Raw genomic sequence first — 18,623 nt, 5'->3', positions numbered from 1 at the left:
ATCGCTCGTGAGCCCAGCTAGCACCGGTTTTCAGGTCCCCACCGTCACCGTCAGTTCGTCGCTGCCCAAACGCAAGGTCGACGACTCCGTGCTGGTCGTCGCCGTGATCAGCGGCTCCGATGAGGACGCCAAGGCAACGGTGGTCGGCAACCCGTTCCTCGACGCCGAAGCGGTCGGTGAGATCGAGGTGGCCCTCGAGGCACTCGGCGCGAAGGGCGGCTCCGAACAGGTCACTCGGGTCGTCGCGCCGTCGCTGCCGGTGGCGAGCGTGGTAGCGGTCGGGCTCGGTAAGAACCGCGACGCGTGGCCCGCGGACACGATCCGACGTGCGGCCGGCGTCGCTGCGCGATCGCTCAACGGTGTCGAGAACGTCATCACCACGCTGTCGGACATCGATCTGGGCGCCGCGATCGAGGGGCTGATCCTGGGGGCCTACCGCTTCAACGACTTCCGCAGCGAGAAAACCGCTCCCAAGGACAACGGCCTGCGCGCCATCACGGCGTTGACGGCCGACAGGAAGACCAGGACCAAGGAGGCCGCGGCCAGGGCGACGGACATCGCCAGCGCCGTGGCGACTGCGCGCGATTTCGTGAACACTCCGCCCAGCCACCTCTTCCCCGCCGAATTCGCCAAGCGCGCGGAGGCTTTGGGCAAGGCAGCGGGCCTGGACGTCGAGGTGCTCGACGACAAGGCACTCGAGAAGGCGGGCTACGGAGGAATCATCGGAGTCGGCAAGGGCTCGTCGCGTCCGCCCCGGCTGGTCCGGCTCACTCACCGCGGGGGTAAGGGCAAGAAATCGAAGACGGTCGCGCTGGTCGGCAAGGGCATCACCTTCGATACCGGCGGCATCTCCATCAAGCCGGCCGCGAACATGCACCACATGACCTCCGACATGGGCGGTGCGGCAGCCGTCATCGCCACCGTGGTGCTGGCCGCCAAGCAGAAGCTGCCGATCGACGTCATCGCCACGGTGCCGATGGCCGAGAACATGCCGTCGGCGACCGCGCAGCGACCGGGCGACGTGCTCACCCAGTACGGCGGCATCACCGTCGAGGTGCTCAACACCGATGCCGAGGGCAGGTTGATCCTGGCCGACGCGATCGTGCGAGCCTGCGAGGACGACCCCGACTACCTGATCGAGACATCGACGCTCACCGGCGCCCAGACCGTTGCGCTGGGCGCGCGCACCCCTGGCGTGATGGGCAGCGACGAGTTCCGCGATCGGGTGGCTGACCGCAGCCAGCAGGCCGGTGAGAACGCGTGGCCGATGCCGCTGCCCGAGGAGCTCAAGGACGACCTCAAGTCGACGGTGGCCGACCTCGCCAACGTGAGCGGTTCGCGCTACGCCGGAATGCTGGTCGCCGGAACGTATCTGCGCGAGTTCGTCGCCGACGGGGTCCAGTGGGCGCACATCGACATCGCGGCGCCGGCATACAACACCGGCGGACCCTGGGGCTACACGGGCAAGGGGGGCACCGGCGTCCCGACGCGGACGATGTTCGCCGTCCTGGAAGACATCGCCGAGAACGGCTAACGTCCGAACCTACGGCGACCGTGGGTTACCCGGCAAACAATAGGCCGGTTGGGCGTGACACAACCCCACACTCGAGGCGGTGGCGGACGCTCGACGAACTAGAGAACCTTGCCGCGGGCGGTGCTGCGCATCACCTGCGGCAGCAGACGTGAAACGCCATAGAGGACGTAAGCCTCGGGCGCGACGGGCCGGATCACCTTGTTCTTGCGCACCGACGAGACAATGGCCTTGGCCACCTTCTCCGGGCCGTAACGCCTTGCAGAGAAAGCCTTTTCAATCTGCTTACGGCGCGCTTCGACCTTCGCCGTCTTGTTGGCGGGCACGTCGAACCGGGTCGTGTGGACGATGTTCGTATCGATGACGCCGGGGCAGATCGTCGTCAATCCGACGCCGGCCTGATCGAGTTCAGCGCGCAGACAGTCGCCGAACATGAACACGGCGGCCTTGCTGGTGGCGTAGGCATTCATCGACTGTTGTGGCGAGTACGCCGCCATCGACGAGACGTTGACGACGTGCCCACCTGTACCACGGTCGACCAACCTGCGCCCGAATGACCTGCAGCAGTTGACGACTCCGCCGAAATTGATGTTGAGCACGCGATCGTACTCGCTTCGGGGCGTGTCGAGGAACATGCCCGTGTGACCTACTCCGGCGTTGTTCACAACGACATCGGGGACACCGTGTTCGGCGCACACCTGCTCGGCGAACCGCTCGACGGCGTCGGCGTCGGCGACGTCGAGGGCGTACGGATGAGCCACCCCGCCCCGCGACATGATCGTGGCGGCAGTTTCCTTCACGCCCGCTTCATCGACGTCGCTGACCACCAATTCGGCTCCCAGCCGGGCGAATTCGAGGGCGGTCGCGCGACCGATACCGCTGCCGGCGCCGGTGACGGAAACCAGCGTGTCGCCGAACTCTTCGCGAGGACGGCCGGCCTGCGCACGTAGCAGCTCTCTACTCGGCGGCTTGCCCTCGAGGAAGTCGACGAGCTGGTGGACCGACCGCGCCAGCACCCCGGCATGTGACAGCGGCGCCCAGTGGCCCGACTTGATGTCACGTCGCCACAGTCGCGGCACCCACTTATGGGTGTCGTCGAAGACGTGTGGTCGCACGTGCGGATCTCTCGAGTTGACAATCACCTGAACCGGCACGTCGACGTAGTGGTCGGTTCTGGCGGAAACGATCGTGCGGAAATAGTTCGCCGGGTACACCTTCAGGCTGTTGACTGCATCGGACTTAAAGGTGGCCGAATGGTGCATCTGATCGGCGGGAATGCCATCCCGGGTCATGAGCGCGCGCGTAAGCCCCTCGGCGACGGCGAACCGCACTGCAAGCGGCGCCACCACGGGAATCGAGAACAAACCCATGTACGTGAATCGGGCCAGTTGGCTCAGTGCTTGCAGAAACCGCCGTGGTCGGTACGGCTGTTTGAGATTGCCAATGATGAACCGATTCACATGATCGCCGCTCGGGCCTGAGACAGACGTGAACGATGCGACGCGGTCACTGGCACCGGGGAGCGCAAGGTATTCCCACATACCCGCCGACCCCCAGTCGTGCGCCAGCACGTGCACCTTCTCGCCGGGTGCGAGGGCGTCGGTCACCGCGGCGAAATCGTCGGCGTAGCAAGACATCCGATACTGGGAGGTCGGTTTCGGCACCGATGAGTTCCCGGATCCGCGGTTGTCGTAGCGCAGAATGCGGAACCGGTCGGCCAACAGTGGAGCGACGCCGTCCCACAGCACATGGGAGTCGGGCCAGCCGTGCACCAGCACGATCGTTGGGCCATCGGGATTGCCTTCTTCGTAGACGCGATCTGAACGCCGCCGCTGCTGTCGACGAACTGCATCAAGCCTCCCGCGAGTTAGTGGGACCGCTGGTACCGTATCAGCCCTCGAGCTCCTCGCGGGCGGCACGTTTGCGTTCGATCCGGCGTCGAGCGTCGTAATCGCGCATCCGCTGCGGATACCCGACCTTCTGGACGTCGTAGACCGGGATGTTGAGCCGGTCCGACAGCCTGCGCGCTCCGGCGTCTCCCCCGGCACGTCGCCTCGTCCACTCACCGTCGGCAGCCACCAGCACGACCGTGACGTCGGTGACGGTGGTGCGCGGTTCTACGAATGCTTCGACACCGTGGTGGTCGGCAACCCACTGGCGGAGGTACTGCAGATCCGCGGCCGGGTCGTTCCCGCCGCCCTTTGACTTGCGCGCACCGCGCGCGAATCTGTCGAACATACCCACCTCGGGCCGCACTCCCTTCGTCTACCTCCTTCGATAGTGCCAGAGCATCGGCTCACCGAGTCTGCGGCGAAAGCTTGGTACAGACGTGACAGGATGGGAACAGATAAATCGACCACCTGCGACAGACCGTTCGAGGGAGCCCAAACGCATGGCCATCTCCGTTCAGATGCCCGCACTCGGTGAGAGCGTCACCGAGGGGACTGTCACCCGCTGGCTCAAGCAAGAGGGAGACACGGTCGAGCAGGACGAGCCGCTGTTGGAAGTGTCCACCGACAAGGTCGATACCGAGATCCCCTCTCCCGCGGCCGGTGTGCTGCAGAAGATCGTGGCCCAGGAGGACGACACCGTCGAGGTCGGTGGCGAGCTGGCCGTCATCGGCGAGGCGGGCGAATCAGGCGGCGATGACTCCGGATCCGACTCCGAGCCCGACGAGAAGCCTGCCGAGGAAGAGCCCAAGCCGGCCGAAGAACCTGACGCGCAGGAGGAGCCCGCCGCCGAGGAGCAGGAAGAAGAAGAAGAAGCGCCCGAGCCGGAATCCAAGCCCGAGTCCAAGCCGGCCGCCAAGTCATCGGGCTCCGCCACGTCGGTGAAGATGCCCGAGCTCGGTGAGTCGGTGACCGAGGGCACCGTGACCCGTTGGCTGAAGAAAGTCGGCGACACAGTCGAGGTCGACGAGCCGCTTGTCGAGGTGTCCACCGACAAGGTCGACACCGAGATCCCGTCGCCGGTGGCCGGCACGCTGGTGTCCATCACCGCCGAAGAGGACGACACCGTCGAGGTCGGCGGCGAGCTGGCCAAGATCGGCGACGCGGACGCCGCAGCCGAGTCTGAACCGGAACCGGAACCGGAGCCGGAGCCCGAGCCCGAGCCCGAGCCCGAACAAGAAGCCAAGCCGGAACCCAAGCAAGAAGCCAAGTCCGAGCCCGAGCCGCAACCCAAGCAAGAGGCCGAACCCGAGCCGAAGCCGGAACCCAAACTCGAGCCCAAGCAGCAGGCAAAACCCGAGTCCGACGCGCCGTCGGGTGACGGCTCGCCGTATGTGACGCCGCTGGTCCGAAAGCTGGCCGCCGAGAACGACGTCGACCTGGCCTCGGTGAAGGGAACCGGCGTCGGGGGACGCATCCGTAAGCAGGATGTCCTCGCCGCCGCCGAAGCCAAGAAGGCACCGGCGGCCGAGCCGGCCGCCCAGGCGCCTGCGACCCGCGCCGCCGCACCGCAGCAGCCGGCCACTCCGGCACCCGCGCTGGCGCATCTGCGCGGCACCACGCAGAAGGCCAACCGGATCCGGCAGATCACCGCGAAGAAGACGCGTGAATCCCTGCAGGCCACAGCGCAGTTGACGCAGACCCACGAGGTCGACATGACCAAGGTGGTCGCGCTGCGGGCCAGGGCGAAGAAGGACTTCGCCGAGCGCGAAGGCGTCAACCTCACGTACCTGCCGTTCATCGCACGCGCGGTGATCGATGCGCTGAAGACGCATCCCAACGTCAACGCGAGCTACAACGAAGAGTCCAAGGAGATCACCTACTACGACGCCGAGCACCTCGGCTTCGCGGTGGACACCGAGCAGGGCTTGCTTTCGCCGGTGGTCAAGAACGCCGGGGACCTGTCGCTCGCCGGGTTGGCCCGCGCGATCGCCGATATCGCGGATCGCGCGCGTTCGGGCAACCTTAAACCCGACGAACTGTCCGGCGGCACGTTCACCATCACCAACATCGGCAGCCAGGGCGCGCTGCTCGACACCCCGATCCTCGTTCCGCCGCAGGCGGCGATGCTGGGCACCGGCGCGATCGTGAAGCGGCCGCGGGTGATCGTCGACGATTCGGGTAACGAGTCGATCGGTGTGCGGTCCATCTGCTACCTGCCGTTGACGTATGACCACCGACTGATCGACGGCGCAGACGCCGGGCGTTTCGTGACCACCATCAAGCGGCGTCTCGAGGACGGCGCGTTCGAGGCCGAACTGGGTCTCTAAGACCGGGAAGGACTGCCGTCCGTCGTGTCCGACGCCGTCATTGCGATCGCCGGATCGTCCGGCCTCATCGGGTCTGCTTTGGTGTACGCCCTGCGGGCCACCGATCGCCGGGTGCTGCGGATCGTGCGCCGCGCACCGTCGAACCCCGACGAGGTGTTTTGGAACCCCGACACCGGCGAATTCGACCCGGGCGCGTTGGCCGGGGTCGACGCCGCGGTGAACCTGTGCGGTGTCAACGTCGGCGACAAACGATGGTCGGGGGCGTTCAAGCAGGCCCTGCGCGACAGCCGTATCGGGCCGACCGAGGTGTTGTCCGCCGCGGTCGCGGAAGCCGGTGTGCCGGTGCTCGTCAACGCCAGCGCGGTGGGTTACTACGGCAATACCGGCAGCCGCACCGTCGACGAAACCACACCCCCAGGCGACGGCTTCCTGGCTCAATTGAGCCAGGACTGGGAGGCCGCGGTGGCGGTTGCCGAGCGTAGTGGCGCCAGGGTGGTACTGCTGCGCAGTGGACTGGTGCTGACGGATGCCGGCGGGGTGCTCGGCCGCCTCAAACTGCTGTTCTCGCTTGGCCTGGGCGCCCGGCTCGGCGACGGACGCCAATACATGCCGTGGATCAGCCTGGAGGACGAGGTCCGCGCAATACTGTTCGCTATCAACAAGGACGAGTTGTCGGGTCCGGTGAACCTGACCGGACCCGCACCGGTGACCAACGCCGAGTTCACCACCGCCCTTGGGCGCGCAGTGAATCGCCCCACACCGCTGATGGTGCCCGGCTTCGCATTGCGCGCCGCATTCGGCGAGTTCGCCGACGAAGGCCTGCTCGGAGGCCAGCGCGCCATTCCGGCCGCCCTCGAGCGCGCCGGATTCGAGTTCCACCACAACACGATCGGCGAGGCGCTGGCGTTCGCCACCGCGCCGAAGGCCGGCTAGCGCGTACCGTCAAAGACATGGCGCCAGTGTCCATTCGGTCGGTGACGACACCCATCGACGTGCAACGACTCGGTACCGTCGACTATCGGCAGGCCTGGCAGCTGCAGCGCGAGCTGGCCGACGCGCGCGTCGCAGGCGGCCCCGACACACTGCTGCTGCTCGAACATCCGTCGGTCTACACGGCGGGCAAGCGCACCCTGCCCAGTGAGAGGCCCGGCACCGCCGACGTTCCTGTCATCGATACCGACCGCGGCGGCAAGATCACCTGGCACGGTCCCGGACAGTTGGTGGGCTATCCGGTGATCGGTCTGGCCGAGCCGTTGGACGTGGTGAATTTTGTTCGGCGCCTTGAGGAGTCGCTCATCACGGTGTGCGCTGACCTCGGCTTGGAGACGTGCAGGATCGAGGGCCGCTCCGGGGTGTGGGTGCGTGGGTCGTCCTCGAGATCGGCTGCCGCTCCGGCCCGCAAGGTGGCCGCCGTCGGTATCCGGGTGTCGCGATCGACGACACTGCACGGGTTCGCGCTGAACTGCGATTGTGACCTGTCGGCGTTCTCGGCGATCGTGCCGTGTGGCATCTCCGATGCCGGGGTCACCTCGTTGACCGCTGAGTTGGGCCGGCAGATCCGGGTCGCCGATGTCATCGAGCCGGTGGCCGCAGCCGTCGGTGCCGCCCTCGACGGCCGCCTGTCGGTAGCATTGACGCAGTGACAATCGCTCGCGGGTCCAACGCCGCCGGTCATGCGGCTCCGGAGGGCCGAAAGCTGCTGCGTCTCGAGGTGCGCAATGCCGAGACGCCGATCGAGCGTAAGCCGCCGTGGATCAAGACTCGGGCCAAGATGGGGCCGGAGTACAAGGACCTAAAGGCGCTGGTCCGTCGCGAGGGCTTACACACCGTCTGCGAGGAGGCGGGCTGTCCGAACATCTTCGAATGCTGGGAGGACCGGGAGGCCACGTTCCTCATCGGCGGCGAGCAGTGCACCCGGCGCTGCGACTTCTGCCAGATCGACACCGGCAAACCCGCCGAACTCGACCGTGACGAGCCGCGCCGCGTCGCCGAAAGTGTGCAGGCGATGGGACTGCGTTATTCGACGGTCACCGGGGTGGCCCGCGACGACCTTCCCGACGGCGGTGCCTGGCTGTACGCCGAGACCGTCCGCGCCATCAAACAGCTGAACCCGAACACCGGCGTGGAGTTGCTGATCCCCGACTTCAACGCCGATCCGCAACTGCTGGCCCAGGTGTTCAAGGCGCGGCCAGAAGTGTTGGCGCACAACGTTGAAACGGTGCCCCGCATCTTCAAACGGATCCGGCCGGGCTTCCGCTACGAACGCAGCCTTTCGGTGCTGACCGCGGCGCGCGCCGCCGGTCTGGTCACCAAGTCCAACCTGATACTCGGCATGGGCGAGACACCGGACGAGGTGTGTGCGGCATTGACCGATCTGCATGAGGCGGGTTGCGACCTCGTCACCATCACGCAGTACCTGCGACCGTCGGTGCGGCATCACCCCGTCGAGCGCTGGGTCAAGCCCGAGGAGTTCGTCGAACACGAACGCTTCGCCACCGAGCTCGGCTTCGCCGGTGTGCTCGCCGGCCCGCTGGTGCGGTCGTCGTACCGTGCGGGACGCCTGTATGCACAAGCCGTCGCGGCTCGGCCTGCGGACTCCACCGGAGCCGCGACGTCGGTGGCATCGCAATCCGTATCCTGAACAAATGGCAAAACCCCGCAATACCGCCGCGAACAAGGCGGCCAAGGCCGAGGCCAAGGCGGCTCGCAAGGCGGCCTCAAAGCAGCGCCGCAGCCAGCTGTGGCAGGCCTTCCAGATTCAGCGAAAAGAGGACAAGCGGCTCCTGCCCTACATGATCGGCGCGTTCGTGCTGATCGTGGCGGCCTCGGTGGCCCTCGGGATCTTCGCCGGCGGGTTCACCACGTACCTGATGATCCCGCTGGGCGTGGTTCTTGGAGCGCTTGTCGCATTCATCATCTTCGGCCGCCGGGCGCAGAAGTCGGTGTACCGCAAGGCCGAAGGACAGACTGGCGCGGCGGCGTGGGCGCTGGACAATCTGCGCGGCAAGTGGCGGGTTACCCCCGGCGTCGCGGCCACCGGTCATTTCGACGCGGTGCACCGGGTGATCGGGCGTCCCGGCGTGATCTTCGTGGGTGAGGGTTCGGCGTCGCGGGTCAAGCCGCTGCTGGCTCAGGAGAAGAAACGCACCGCGCGACTGGTGGGCGACGTCCCGATCTACGACATCGTGATCGGCAACGGCGAGGACGAGGTTCCGCTCGCCAAGCTCGAACGCCACCTCAACAAGCTCCCCGCGAACATCACCGTCAAGCAGATGGACTCACTGGAGTCGCGGCTGGCGGCGCTCGGCAGCAAGATCGGACCAGCCGCGATGCCGAAGGGCCCGTTGCCGGCACAGGCCAAGATGCGCGGCGTGCAACGCACCGTCCGCAGGAAGTGATACCGGTGATCGCTCGCATCTCACGCGCCGCACACTGCTGACGGCCGCCGGCGGCACTGTCGCGGTGGCAGCGGCCAGCGCGCGAGGCATCAGCGTTTGACGACCGCCGTGCCCGTGAAGCGGTCCTGGTAGCCGCGCAGATCGCTGTCGGTGAACAGCGCCGGAATCACGAAGAACACCAGGATCCCGCGTACGGTCGCGCGGCCGAGGCCCACGTGAATCCGATTGTCGATGGAGGCCACCCGCACGCCGAGTGCCAGCTGTCCCGGTGTGAATCCGAACAGGCGCACGGAGACGATGCCGAGCACGACCCAGACCACCGCAATAGAGGTGGATCCCAGGGGGGTGTAGAGGAAGGTCTGCTGGTTCATCACACCGACCGCGACGAGCAGACCCACCAGCCCGTACGCAATGAACCAATCGATCAGCAACGCGGCGATGCGCCTGCCGAAGCCGGCGATCGACCCGGGACCGGACGGGGGTAGGCCGAGGCGCTGACCGGGGTATTCGTTGGCTCCTGATTCGCCGCTCGGGTCCGAACCCGACAGCCAGGACCCCAGGGAACGGGTCATACTGTCAGGATATGCGGGAAATCGATGGAGCACAGACGAGCCCGCCGGCCGCGGCCGGAGTCCTCCGGGACATTGCGTAACTTCGGCGCAACATGCGGTTGACGACCGTGCAACATCAAATCCATAGCGTCTACGCGCGGGTTACCAGATATAAGGAGAGTTCTCAGTGGCAGAAAAGACGGCTGACGACGTCATCAAGTTGATCAAGGACGAGGAAGTCGAATACGTCGACATCCGGTTCTGCGATCTGCCCGGCGTGGTCCAGCACTTCTCGATTCCGGCGTCCGCATTCGACGAGAGTGTCTTCGAGGACGGTTTGGCCTTCGACGGTTCGTCGGTGCGCGGCTTCCAGTCGATCCACGAATCCGACATGATGCTCTTGCCCGACCCAGAGACGGCGCGTATCGATCCGTTCCGTGCCGCCAAGACGGTGAACCTCAACTTCTTCGTGCACGATCCGTTCACCCGCGAGGCGTACTCGCGCGACCCGCGCAACGTGGCCCGCAAGGCGGAGAACTACCTCGCCAGCACAGGCATCGCCGACACCTGCTTCTTCGGCGCCGAGGCCGAGTTCTACATCTTCGACTCGGTGAGCTTCGACTCGAAGATGAACGGCACCTTCTACGAGATCGACTCCGAAGCCGGCTGGTGGAACACCGGGGAACCGATCGAGGCCGACGGCAGCGCCAACCGCGGCTACAAGGTGCGCCCCAAGGGCGGATACTTCCCCGTCGCACCGTACGACCACTACGTCGACCTGCGCGACCAAATGTGCACCAACCTCCAGAACGCCGGCTTCGTCCTGGAGCGCGGCCACCACGAGGTGGGCACGGCCGGACAGGCCGAGATCAACTACAAGTTCAACACGCTGCTGCATGCGGCCGACGACCTGCTGCTGTTCAAGTACATCATCAAGAACACCGCATGGCAGGCCGGCAAGACGGTCACGTTCATGCCCAAGCCGCTATTCGGCGACAACGGATCCGGCATGCACGCACACCAGTCGCTGTGGAAGGACGGCGAGCCGCTGTTCCACGACGAGTCTGGATACGCGGGACTGTCGGACACGGCACGCCATTACATCGGCGGCATCCTGCACCACGCACCGTCGCTGCTGGCATTCACCAACCCGACGGTGAACTCCTACAAGCGCCTGGTGCCGGGCTACGAGGCGCCGATCAACCTGGTGTACAGCCAGCGCAACCGCTCGGCGTGTGTGCGTATCCCGATCACCGGCAACAACCCGAAGGCCAAGCGCCTCGAATTCCGTTGCCCGGACAGTTCGGGTAACCCGTACCTGGCGTTCGCGGCGATGATGATGGCCGGCCTGGACGGCATCAAGAAGAAGATCGAGCCGCAGGCGCCGGTCGACAAGGACCTCTACGAGTTGCCGCCGGACGAGGCCGCCAGCATCCCGCAGGCTCCGACGTCGCTGTCCGCGGTGATCGACAAACTCGAGGAGGATCACGAATACCTCACCGAGGGTGGCGTTTTCACCGAGGACCTGATCGAGACCTGGATCTCCTACAAGCGGGAGAACGAGATCATGCCCGTGCAGATCCGTCCTCACCCCTACGAGATCGCCCTGTACTACGACGTGTAAAAAGCTTTACCGAAGGGCCGGTGGCGTTTGCGCCACCGGCCCTTCGGGCATTCAGCTCTCAAATTTTTGTCCGTCCTCACGTAGGGTTGCAGCACATGACGACCAATCTGGACGCCCGCCTCGCCAGCTACTCCTCACCGTTTCTCAGCGTCTTTCGCATCATCACCGGTCTGCTCTTCACGTTGCACGGCACGCAGAAGCTGTTCGACTGGCCGATCGCGGCGCCGATGCCCATCGAAGTCGGCGCATGGCCGGCCTGGTGGGCGGGGTTGCTCGAATTTGTGCTGGGCATTCTGATCACGCTCGGACTCTTCACCCGAATCGCGGCGTTCATCGCATCCGGCCAGATGGCGGTCGCATACTTCTGGATGCATTGGCCGCCGCTGGAGGGTCCGCCGGCATCGTTCTGGCCGATCGCCAACGGCGGTGAGATGGCCCTCTTGTTCTGCTTCGGCTTCCTGCTGCTGGCCGGGATGGGTGCTGGCACCTGGTCGGTGGATGCCCGACGCCGCCCCCGCGGGGGAGGTGTGGCGCCGGGCCGTGTGGTGACCGGAACCGCCGCGCCGGCGGGCTATGCGACCGGTCAGCCCGTCCGCCGGGGCGGACTGCTGAGTCGGTTTCGCCGCCGCTAGCTTCTTCTGATTGCGGCCTGCCATTGCCGAAATGTTTCTTCGGCGAGTTGTCCTGTTGCGGGTTCTGTCATTCGTCCTTGTGATGAGATTCCGGAATCGGTCCGGCTCATGACGTGTGGATAAGAGAGGACTCACCATGCCGCAGTACGCCGCACTCACCTACACCAGGGACGTCGACTGGTCATCGCCCGAGGAAAGCGAGGCGATGGCTGAGTACATGAAGTTCGGGCAGGACCACGCCGCCCAGATCCGGGGCGGTAACGCGCTGTATCCGACGAGTACAGCCACGACCATCCGCGTGACCGGGGCTCGCGGTGGGGACGTCGTGACCAGTGATGGCCCGTATGCCGAGACAAAGGAAGCGTTGACCGGGTTCTACCTCATTGAGGCCGCGGATCTGGACGAGGCACTGCGCATCGCCGCGGAGATCCCGGCCGCGTGGGACGGCGCGGTGGAGGTACGCCCCGTCATCGAATTCGGCTAGGCGCCAACAAACCCGACCATGGTGGACGGTTTCATCGACACCGGGCAGACGCTGGACACGGCGGTGCGGACGGAGGGTGCACGCATTCTGGCTACCCTCATCCGCACTGTCGGATCGGTACAGATTGCCGAGGACGCGGTCCAGGAGGCGGCGGTGCGCGCGCTACGGGACTGGCCGCACAATGGGGTGCCTGACGAGCCGCGTGCCTGGTTGACCGTGACCGCGCGCCGCGTAGCCGTTGACCTGTTGCGCCGGGAGGGCGCGCGCAGCGCGAAGGAACGCGCCAGCATGACACTCGCGGCGCCCCAGTCGCCGGCCGATTCGGTGGTTGCGGATGATCATCTGCGGCTGATCTTCACGTGTTGCCACCCGGCGTTGGCGTTAGACGCCCAAGTGACGCTTGCACTGCGCACGCTCTGTGGCCTGTCGCCCGCACAGATTGCGGCGGTGTTGTTGACGAGTGAGGCGGCGGTGTCCAAGCGGCTCACCAGGACTCGCGCCAAGATCGCTCGCGCCTGCATCCCGTACCGGGTACCGGCCGACGAAGACCTGCCGCTACGGCTTGCCGCGGTGTGTGCGGTGCTGCACACGTCGTACACGATCGCACACAGCGCGTCGGGCGGAGAACACCTCACCGACCCAGACGGTGCCCGCGAGTCCCTGCGACTGGCACGACTCGTACACGGTTTGATGCCCGATGAACCGTCACCGATGGCGGTGTTGGCGCTGATGCTGTTGACCGAATCCCGTCGCGAAGCACGACTTGGCAACGATGGCAATCCGGTACCTCTTGCCGAACAAGACCGCACATTGTGGGACACGAACAGTATCGAGGAGGGCCTGCGGTTGCTCGACGAGTCCTTGCGCCGCACAGGCGGTGTTGCCGACCCCTACCAGCTGCAGGCCGCCATTGCCGCCCAGCACTCACGGGCGGCGTCGTATCAAGAGACCAACTGGTCCGAGATCGTCCGCCTATACGACTTGCTCCTGTCGGTGCAGCCCACCGGACCGGCGGCCCTGGCCCGGGCGGTCGCAGTGGCCGAATCCCAAGGCGCCGCAGCGGGATTACGTGAGGTCGAACAGCTCGAAGTCGATCAGCGATGTCTGGCGGTGCGCGGGGAACTGTTGGCCCGTGAAGGAAGGTACGACGAGGCGATTGCGACGACTCGGGCGTCACTGACGGAAGCGGTCACCGCACCGGAAAGACGGCACCGCGACCGTCGCATCATCGAATGGTCAGCGAAACGATTCCAGGAGTGAGATGACAACCGTGGACGTCGTGAGCGAGATTGTGATTGCCCGTCCCCGAAGCGAAGTCGCCACCTATGCCACCGATCCGGACAACGCCACCGCCTGGTACGTCAACATCAAGTCGGTGCAGTGGGAAACACCCAGGCCCGCGGTTGTGGGATCGCGCTTCTGTTTCGTCGCCCGATTCCTCGGCCGCGTGTTGCGCTACACCTACGAGGTTGCCGACCTGCGGCCGGAGAAAGTATTCGTGATGCGCACCGCGCAAGGACCATTCCCAATGGAGACGACCTACCTATGGGAGGACGGCCCCAACGACACGACGAAGATGACGCTGCGCAACCGCGGCACACCTTCGGGTCTGTGGGGACTCGCAGCGCCGGTGCTGGCGAGGGCGATCAAGCGTGCCAATGCTCAGGATTTGGCTCGACTCAAGTCACTCCTCGAAGCCGGCGGCTAGCGTCGCCGCTAGTCCAGCGCCATGTCCTTGCGGAACTTGCGCATACCGTCGATCTTCTCGTCGAGGGTGGCCAGCGGTCCCGAGTAGAACATCCACGGCATCGTGATGATGCCGTCGATTCCGCCCGCGGTCGCGCGGTCGTAATGTTCGGGGGTGAACGCGTCGGTCAGCGGGGTGATCACGACGAAGTCGTCCATCGACAAGCCCTGCGCGGCCCGCAATTCGCGTAGCTTCTCCACTCGTATCAGCGCCTGGTCGGTGCTGATCAGGTCGCCAATCCAGCCGTCGTGTTTCGCGGCGCGGCGCAGTGCGATGTCGGAGAGCCCACCGACGTAGATCGGAATGGGCGGTGGCGTCGGCTCCATCTCCAGCCGCGGTGTCTGGTAGAACTCGCCGTCGAACTCGGTCCAGCCCGGCTTCCAGAGCTCCTTCATCAGCGCAAGCATCTCGTCCGTGCGCTTACCGCGACGGGCGAACTGCTGTCCCATCAAAATGAACTCTTCCTCGCACCAGCCGACCCCGATACCGAGTTCCAACCGCCCGCCGGCCAACAATGCCGACGTGCCAATCGATTTCGCCGCCGAGTACGGGTCGCGCATCGCGGGCAAGTAGACCGTCGTGACGAACCGCAGCCGCGTCGTCACCATGGCGAGGGCGCCGATCAGCACCCAGGGGTCCGGCCAGTCGGTGAAGGCTTCCCACCGCCGCTTGCCGTCCTTGGTATACGGATACGGCGTCTTCAGCGTCTCGAGGTTGATGACGTGGTCCGGGATGCCCAGACCGTCGTAGCCGAGATCATCGGCGGCCTTTGCGATCTCGACGACTTCGCTGGTGTCGAGGAAGGCAGCGCTCACATAGATTTTCATCCGGCGTCACGCGCCCACGCCGGGCGAATGAACACGCCTTCCGCCTCGACCGTCGGGCCGTCGGCATCCTTCAAATAGCCTCGGGCGAAAGTCTTCACACCCTCGGACCGCTCTACAAAAGCCTCCGCGCGCAGCGGCCCCAGGGGCGTGCCGCGCAAATAGCGCAATGAGATCGTGCCGGTGAACTTCGGTTGGGTCAGCCCCTCGCTGGCCGCCTCGCCGAGCAGGTGGTCGAGCACGAGGGCGCAGATGCCGCCGTGCACCCACCCCGGTGGCCCCTCGTAGGCGCCGCTGAGGGTGAATTCGCTCCAGCACTGTCCGTTGTCCTCGTGGTGGATGATCATCGGTGGCGCGATCGCATTCCGCAGTCCCACAGCGGGATTGGCCCACGCCAGCGGACGCCCGGTGGCCTCGTGGCGCAGCGTCGACGTGACGGCGCGCTGCTTGCTTTCGAGCAGCGCGGTCAACGCGTCGATCTTGTCCTGGGCGTCGCGCACGGTGCCCTCGTCGACCTCGGTGTGCAGACCGGCGTCGATGAGCCTGCGCAGCGATTCGGTCAGTGGGCCGTAGAGCGCGCGTTGGCGCTCGTACTCCGCATCGCTGATCATGTCGAACCCGAAGTCCATACTCACTCGCTGTACCTTCTACTCACCGAAGATCTTTCGTACCACCGCTTTTGCCCTACGCGTGACTCGCAGGTAGTTGTCGAGGAACTCGCCGCCGTCGTCGGTCTCCCAGCCGGCGGCCAGCGCCACCGCATTGAGCTGACGTCCCGGCCCCGGAAGCTGATCGGTCGCCTTCCCGCGCACCAACACCAGCGCATTTCGCGCCCGCGTCGCGGTCAGCCAGGCCTGCCGGAGGAGTTCGACATCGCCCTCGGCGATCAGCTCGGCCGCGCCGATCGCGTTCAGGGCTTCGAGCGTCGAAGTGCAGTGCAGCGCAGGAATTTTATGCGCATGCCGCAGCTGGATCAGCTGCACTGTCCACTCGATGTCGGCGAGTCCGCCGCGGCCGAGCTTGGTGTGCGTATTCGGGTCGGCGCCGCGCGGCAGCCGTTCGGCATCGACGCGCGCCTTGATGCGCCGGATCTCCTGGACCGCCTGCTGCGAAACACCGCCGGCGGGATACCGCGTCTTGTCGATCATCAACAGGAAGCGCTCGCCCAGTTCGGGATCGCCGGCCACCCGGTGCGCGCGCAGCAGCGCCTGCACCTCCCACGTCTGAACGTACTTCTCGTAGTAGGCCTCATACGAGGCAAGCGTTCGCACCAACGGACCGCTGCGGCCCTCGGGTCGCAGGTTGGCGTCGACCTCCAACGGCGGATCCGCGGACGGCGTGCCGAGCAGCGTGCGCACCTTCTCCGCCACCGAGACGGCCCACTTGACCGCGACCGAGTCCTCGAAGCCCGCGTTCGGTTCACACACGAACATCACGTCGGCGTCCGACCCGTAGCCCAGTTCGGCGCCACCGAGACGGCCCATGCCGATCACGGCGATGCGCGCGGGCGCGCCGTCCTCGCCCGTGTTGTCCCGGATCACGGCCTCCAGCGCGGCCTGCAGTACGGCCACCCACACCGACGTCAGCGCCTGGCACACGTCGGTCACCTCGAGCATGCCCAGCAGGTCGGCCGACGCGATGCGGGCCAGTTCGCGCCTGCGCAGGGTGCGCGCGGCGGCGATGGCCCGCACCGGGTCGGCATGGCGCCCCGCCGAGGCGACAAGCGCTCGGGCGACTCCCTCTGGCTCGACTTCACACAGCTTGGGTCCGTTGGGCCCGTCAGCATAGAGCTGGATCACCTCGGGGGCCCTCATCAGCAGTTCGGGCACATACGCCGAGGTGCCCAGCACATGCATCAGCCGCTTGGCCACCGCACCCTCGTCGCGAAGCGTCGACAGGTACCACCGCTCGTCGGACAGCGACTCGCTGATCCGTCGGTACGACAGCAGACCGGCGTCGGGGTCGGGCGTATCCGAGAGCCAGTCCAGCAGGGTCGGCAGCAACACCCGCTGCACCTGTCCGCGGCGGCCGCCCTCGCCCGTCAGCGCCCGCAGATGGGTCAGCGCGCTTTGCGGCCCCTCATAGCCGAGCGCGGCCAGCTGACGCTCGGCGGCGTCGGCACTGAGTCCCTCCGGAATCCCGAAGGCGCCAACCGATTCCAGCAACGGCTGATAGAAGAGCTTGGCGTGCAGCCGCGATACCCGCATGTTCTGCCGCTTCAGCTCTTCACGCAGCACGCCGAGAGCATCGTGGGTGCCGTCGGGGCGGATGTGTGCGGCCCTCGCCAGCCAGCGCAGCGCCTCGTCGTCGTCATCGTCGGGGAGGATGTGCGTGCGCTTGAGCCGCTGCAGCTGCAGGCGGTGTTCGAGCAGCCGCAGGAACTCGTAAGACGCGGTCAGGTTCGCGGTGTCGTCGCGGCCGATGTAGCCGCCGTTGCCGAGCGCGGCCAGCGCGTTGACCGTCGACGCCACATGAAGCGATTCGTCGTGGCGGCCGTGCACCAGCTGCAGCAGCTGGACCGCGAACTCGACGTCGCGCAGTCCGCCGGGCCCGAGTTTGATCTCGCGGGCGCGCATGCCCGCGGGCACGTTGTCGATGACGCGACGGCGCATCGCCTGCACCTCGGGAACGAAGTCCTCCCGCTCGCATGCCGTCCACACCATCGGCATCAACGCGTCGATGTACTGCTTGCCGAGCTCGGCGTCACCGACGGCGGGCCGCGCCTTCATCAACGCCTGGAACTCCCACGTCTTGGCCCAGCGCTGGTAGTAGGCGACGTGAGAGTCGAGCGTGCGGACCAACTGGCCGCGTTTGCCCTCGGGACGCAGCGCGGCGTCCACTTCGAAGAACGCGTCACCGGCGAAGCGCATCATCTCGCCCGCCACCCGGGTCGCGACCGCGAGTTCGGAGTCGGCCGCTCCCCCTACGACAAAGATCACGTCGACATCACTGACGTAGTTCAGCTCCCGCGCACCGCACTTGCCCATCGCGATGACGGCCAACCGTGGCATCTCGCCGCCCACCGACTTGTGCGCGACGGTCAACGCTGCGCCGAGCGCCGCGTCGGCGAGGTCAGACAGATGCTCACCGACGGTCGTGAACGGCAGGACGGCTTCGTTTTCCACGGTCGAAGCCAGGTCCAGACCCGAAAGCACCAGCAGCCGGTCGCGGTACAGGCTTTGCAGCGGTTGCAGCGCATCCCTTGCATCCGTTGCCTTTTCGGCGAGATCGCGGAAGGTTGTGCGCAACTCCTCGGCCGTCGGCAACGTCACCCGTCCGGCCAACAGCTTCCAGCTCTCGGGGTGGGCGACAAGGTGGTCGCCGAGCGTCAGCGACGACCCGAGCACGCTGAACAGCCGGCCGCGCAGACCGCGGTCGGTCAGCAGTTGCTTGTTGAGTTCGCTCCATTCGTCGCCCAATGCGTCGACCAAACGGACCATCGCGGCGAGCGCGGTATCGGCGTCGGGTGCGCGCGACAACGACCACAACAACTCGACGTGGGAATCGGTGTTCCAACCCAACCGATCGAGGTCGGCGGGCGCCGAGGGTTCGACCAGCCCAAGGCGTCCCACGCTGGGCAGCTTGGGTCGCTGCGTCGCAGGTTTGGCCACGG

At 66.2% G+C, this 18,623-nt stretch carries 16 protein-coding genes and 1 pseudogene; 11 read left to right on the top strand and 6 right to left on the bottom strand.

The window, feature by feature from the left end; genetic code table 11:
* Nucleotides 1–7 precede the first annotated feature (7 nt).
* The gene (locus G6N36_RS02050; RefSeq protein ID WP_163684531.1) at nucleotides 8–1,534 is read left to right on the top strand and encodes a leucyl aminopeptidase; all 1,527 of its coding nucleotides are present in this window, start codon (nucleotides 8–10) and stop codon (nucleotides 1,532–1,534) included.
* Nucleotides 1,535–1,632: 98 nt separating this feature from the next.
* Here the strand turns inward: G6N36_RS02050 and G6N36_RS02045 are convergent.
* Nucleotides 1,633–3,383 (bottom strand): annotated as a pseudogene (locus G6N36_RS02045) (SDR family oxidoreductase).
* Between the two features lie 38 nt (nucleotides 3,384–3,421).
* Nucleotides 3,422–3,775, bottom strand: a complete 354-nt coding sequence (locus G6N36_RS02040; protein ID WP_170311102.1) for an oxidoreductase — start codon at nucleotides 3,773–3,775, stop codon at nucleotides 3,422–3,424.
* Between the two features lie 148 nt (nucleotides 3,776–3,923).
* Between G6N36_RS02040 and sucB the strand changes: the two genes are divergently transcribed.
* The 5 genes from sucB to G6N36_RS02015 are packed head-to-tail and all read left to right on the top strand — an operon-like array spanning nucleotide 3,924 to nucleotide 9,148.
* Nucleotides 3,924–5,750, top strand: a complete 1,827-nt coding sequence (sucB, locus tag G6N36_RS02035; protein WP_163684527.1) for a 2-oxoglutarate dehydrogenase, E2 component, dihydrolipoamide succinyltransferase — start codon at nucleotides 3,924–3,926, stop codon at nucleotides 5,748–5,750.
* A gap of 24 nt (nucleotides 5,751–5,774) precedes the next feature.
* Nucleotides 5,775–6,683 (top strand): TIGR01777 family oxidoreductase, encoded by a 909-nt coding sequence (locus tag G6N36_RS02030; protein ID WP_163684524.1) that lies wholly within the window; start codon nucleotides 5,775–5,777, stop codon nucleotides 6,681–6,683.
* Nucleotides 6,684–6,700: 17 nt separating this feature from the next.
* Nucleotides 6,701–7,393 carry a lipoyl(octanoyl) transferase LipB gene (gene lipB, locus G6N36_RS02025; protein ID WP_163684522.1) on the top strand — a complete coding sequence of 231 codons (693 nt, stop codon included), beginning with the start codon at nucleotides 6,701–6,703 and terminating at the stop codon, nucleotides 7,391–7,393.
* On the top strand, nucleotides 7,390–8,391 hold the full coding sequence (gene lipA / locus G6N36_RS02020; protein WP_163684520.1) for a lipoyl synthase: 1,002 nt from the start codon (nucleotides 7,390–7,392) through the stop codon (nucleotides 8,389–8,391). Before lipB ends, lipA begins: the two co-directional genes overlap by 4 nt.
* 4 nt (nucleotides 8,392–8,395) lie before the next feature.
* Nucleotides 8,396–9,148, top strand: a complete 753-nt coding sequence (locus G6N36_RS02015; protein WP_083125426.1) for a DUF4191 domain-containing protein — start codon at nucleotides 8,396–8,398, stop codon at nucleotides 9,146–9,148.
* Nucleotides 9,149–9,237: 89 nt separating this feature from the next.
* Here the strand turns inward: G6N36_RS02015 and G6N36_RS02010 are convergent, their stop codons facing one another.
* The gene (locus G6N36_RS02010; protein WP_163684518.1) at nucleotides 9,238–9,720 is read right to left on the bottom strand and encodes an RDD family protein; all 483 of its coding nucleotides are present in this window, start codon (nucleotides 9,718–9,720) and stop codon (nucleotides 9,238–9,240) included.
* Nucleotides 9,721–9,886: 166 nt separating this feature from the next.
* On the opposite strand from G6N36_RS02010, the gene glnA reads away from it, so the two are divergent.
* The 5 genes from glnA to G6N36_RS01985 all read left to right on the top strand — a co-directional run bounded on the left by glnA (nucleotide 9,887) and on the right by G6N36_RS01985 (nucleotide 14,147).
* A complete protein-coding gene (glnA, locus tag G6N36_RS02005; RefSeq protein WP_163684516.1) occupies nucleotides 9,887–11,323 on the top strand; it encodes a type I glutamate--ammonia ligase in 1,437 nt (478 codons plus the stop codon).
* 95 nt (nucleotides 11,324–11,418) lie between these two features.
* Complete coding sequence (locus G6N36_RS02000) at nucleotides 11,419–11,955, top strand: DoxX family protein (RefSeq protein WP_163684515.1); 537 nt, start codon at nucleotides 11,419–11,421, stop codon at nucleotides 11,953–11,955.
* 136 nt (nucleotides 11,956–12,091) lie between these two features.
* On the top strand, nucleotides 12,092–12,439 hold the full coding sequence (locus tag G6N36_RS01995) for a YciI family protein (protein WP_163684513.1): 348 nt from the start codon (nucleotides 12,092–12,094) through the stop codon (nucleotides 12,437–12,439).
* 18 nt (nucleotides 12,440–12,457) lie between these two features.
* Nucleotides 12,458–13,699 carry an RNA polymerase sigma factor gene (locus tag G6N36_RS01990; RefSeq protein WP_163684511.1) on the top strand — a complete coding sequence of 414 codons (1,242 nt, stop codon included), beginning with the start codon at nucleotides 12,458–12,460 and terminating at the stop codon, nucleotides 13,697–13,699.
* 1 nt (nucleotide 13,700) lies between these two features.
* Complete coding sequence (locus G6N36_RS01985) at nucleotides 13,701–14,147, top strand: SRPBCC family protein (protein ID WP_163684509.1); 447 nt, start codon at nucleotides 13,701–13,703, stop codon at nucleotides 14,145–14,147.
* Nucleotides 14,148–14,155: 8 nt separating this feature from the next.
* Here G6N36_RS01985 and G6N36_RS01980 read toward each other — a convergent pair whose 3' ends face one another.
* From G6N36_RS01980 to G6N36_RS01970, 3 genes are read right to left on the bottom strand one after another with little or no spacing between them, the layout of a single operon-like run.
* Nucleotides 14,156–15,013: a TIGR03619 family F420-dependent LLM class oxidoreductase gene (locus tag G6N36_RS01980; RefSeq protein ID WP_163684507.1), complete on the bottom strand. Its 858-nt coding sequence runs from the start codon at nucleotides 15,011–15,013 to the stop codon at nucleotides 14,156–14,158.
* Nucleotides 15,010–15,639, bottom strand: a complete 630-nt coding sequence (locus G6N36_RS01975) for a PaaI family thioesterase (protein WP_163690315.1) — start codon at nucleotides 15,637–15,639, stop codon at nucleotides 15,010–15,012. Before G6N36_RS01975 ends, G6N36_RS01980 begins: the two co-directional genes overlap by 4 nt.
* An 18-nt stretch (nucleotides 15,640–15,657) precedes the next feature.
* On the bottom strand, nucleotides 15,658–18,621 hold the full coding sequence (locus G6N36_RS01970; RefSeq protein ID WP_163684504.1) for a bifunctional [glutamine synthetase] adenylyltransferase/[glutamine synthetase]-adenylyl-L-tyrosine phosphorylase: 2,964 nt from the start codon (nucleotides 18,619–18,621) through the stop codon (nucleotides 15,658–15,660).
* Between the last annotated feature and the right edge of the window lie 2 nt (nucleotides 18,622–18,623).

This window comes from Mycolicibacterium gadium (assembly GCF_010728925.1).
GTDB lineage: Bacteria > Actinomycetota > Actinomycetes > Mycobacteriales > Mycobacteriaceae > Mycobacterium > Mycobacterium gadium.
Note: the sequence above shows the minus strand (reverse complement) of the source record. Positions and strands in the feature narration are given on the sequence as shown.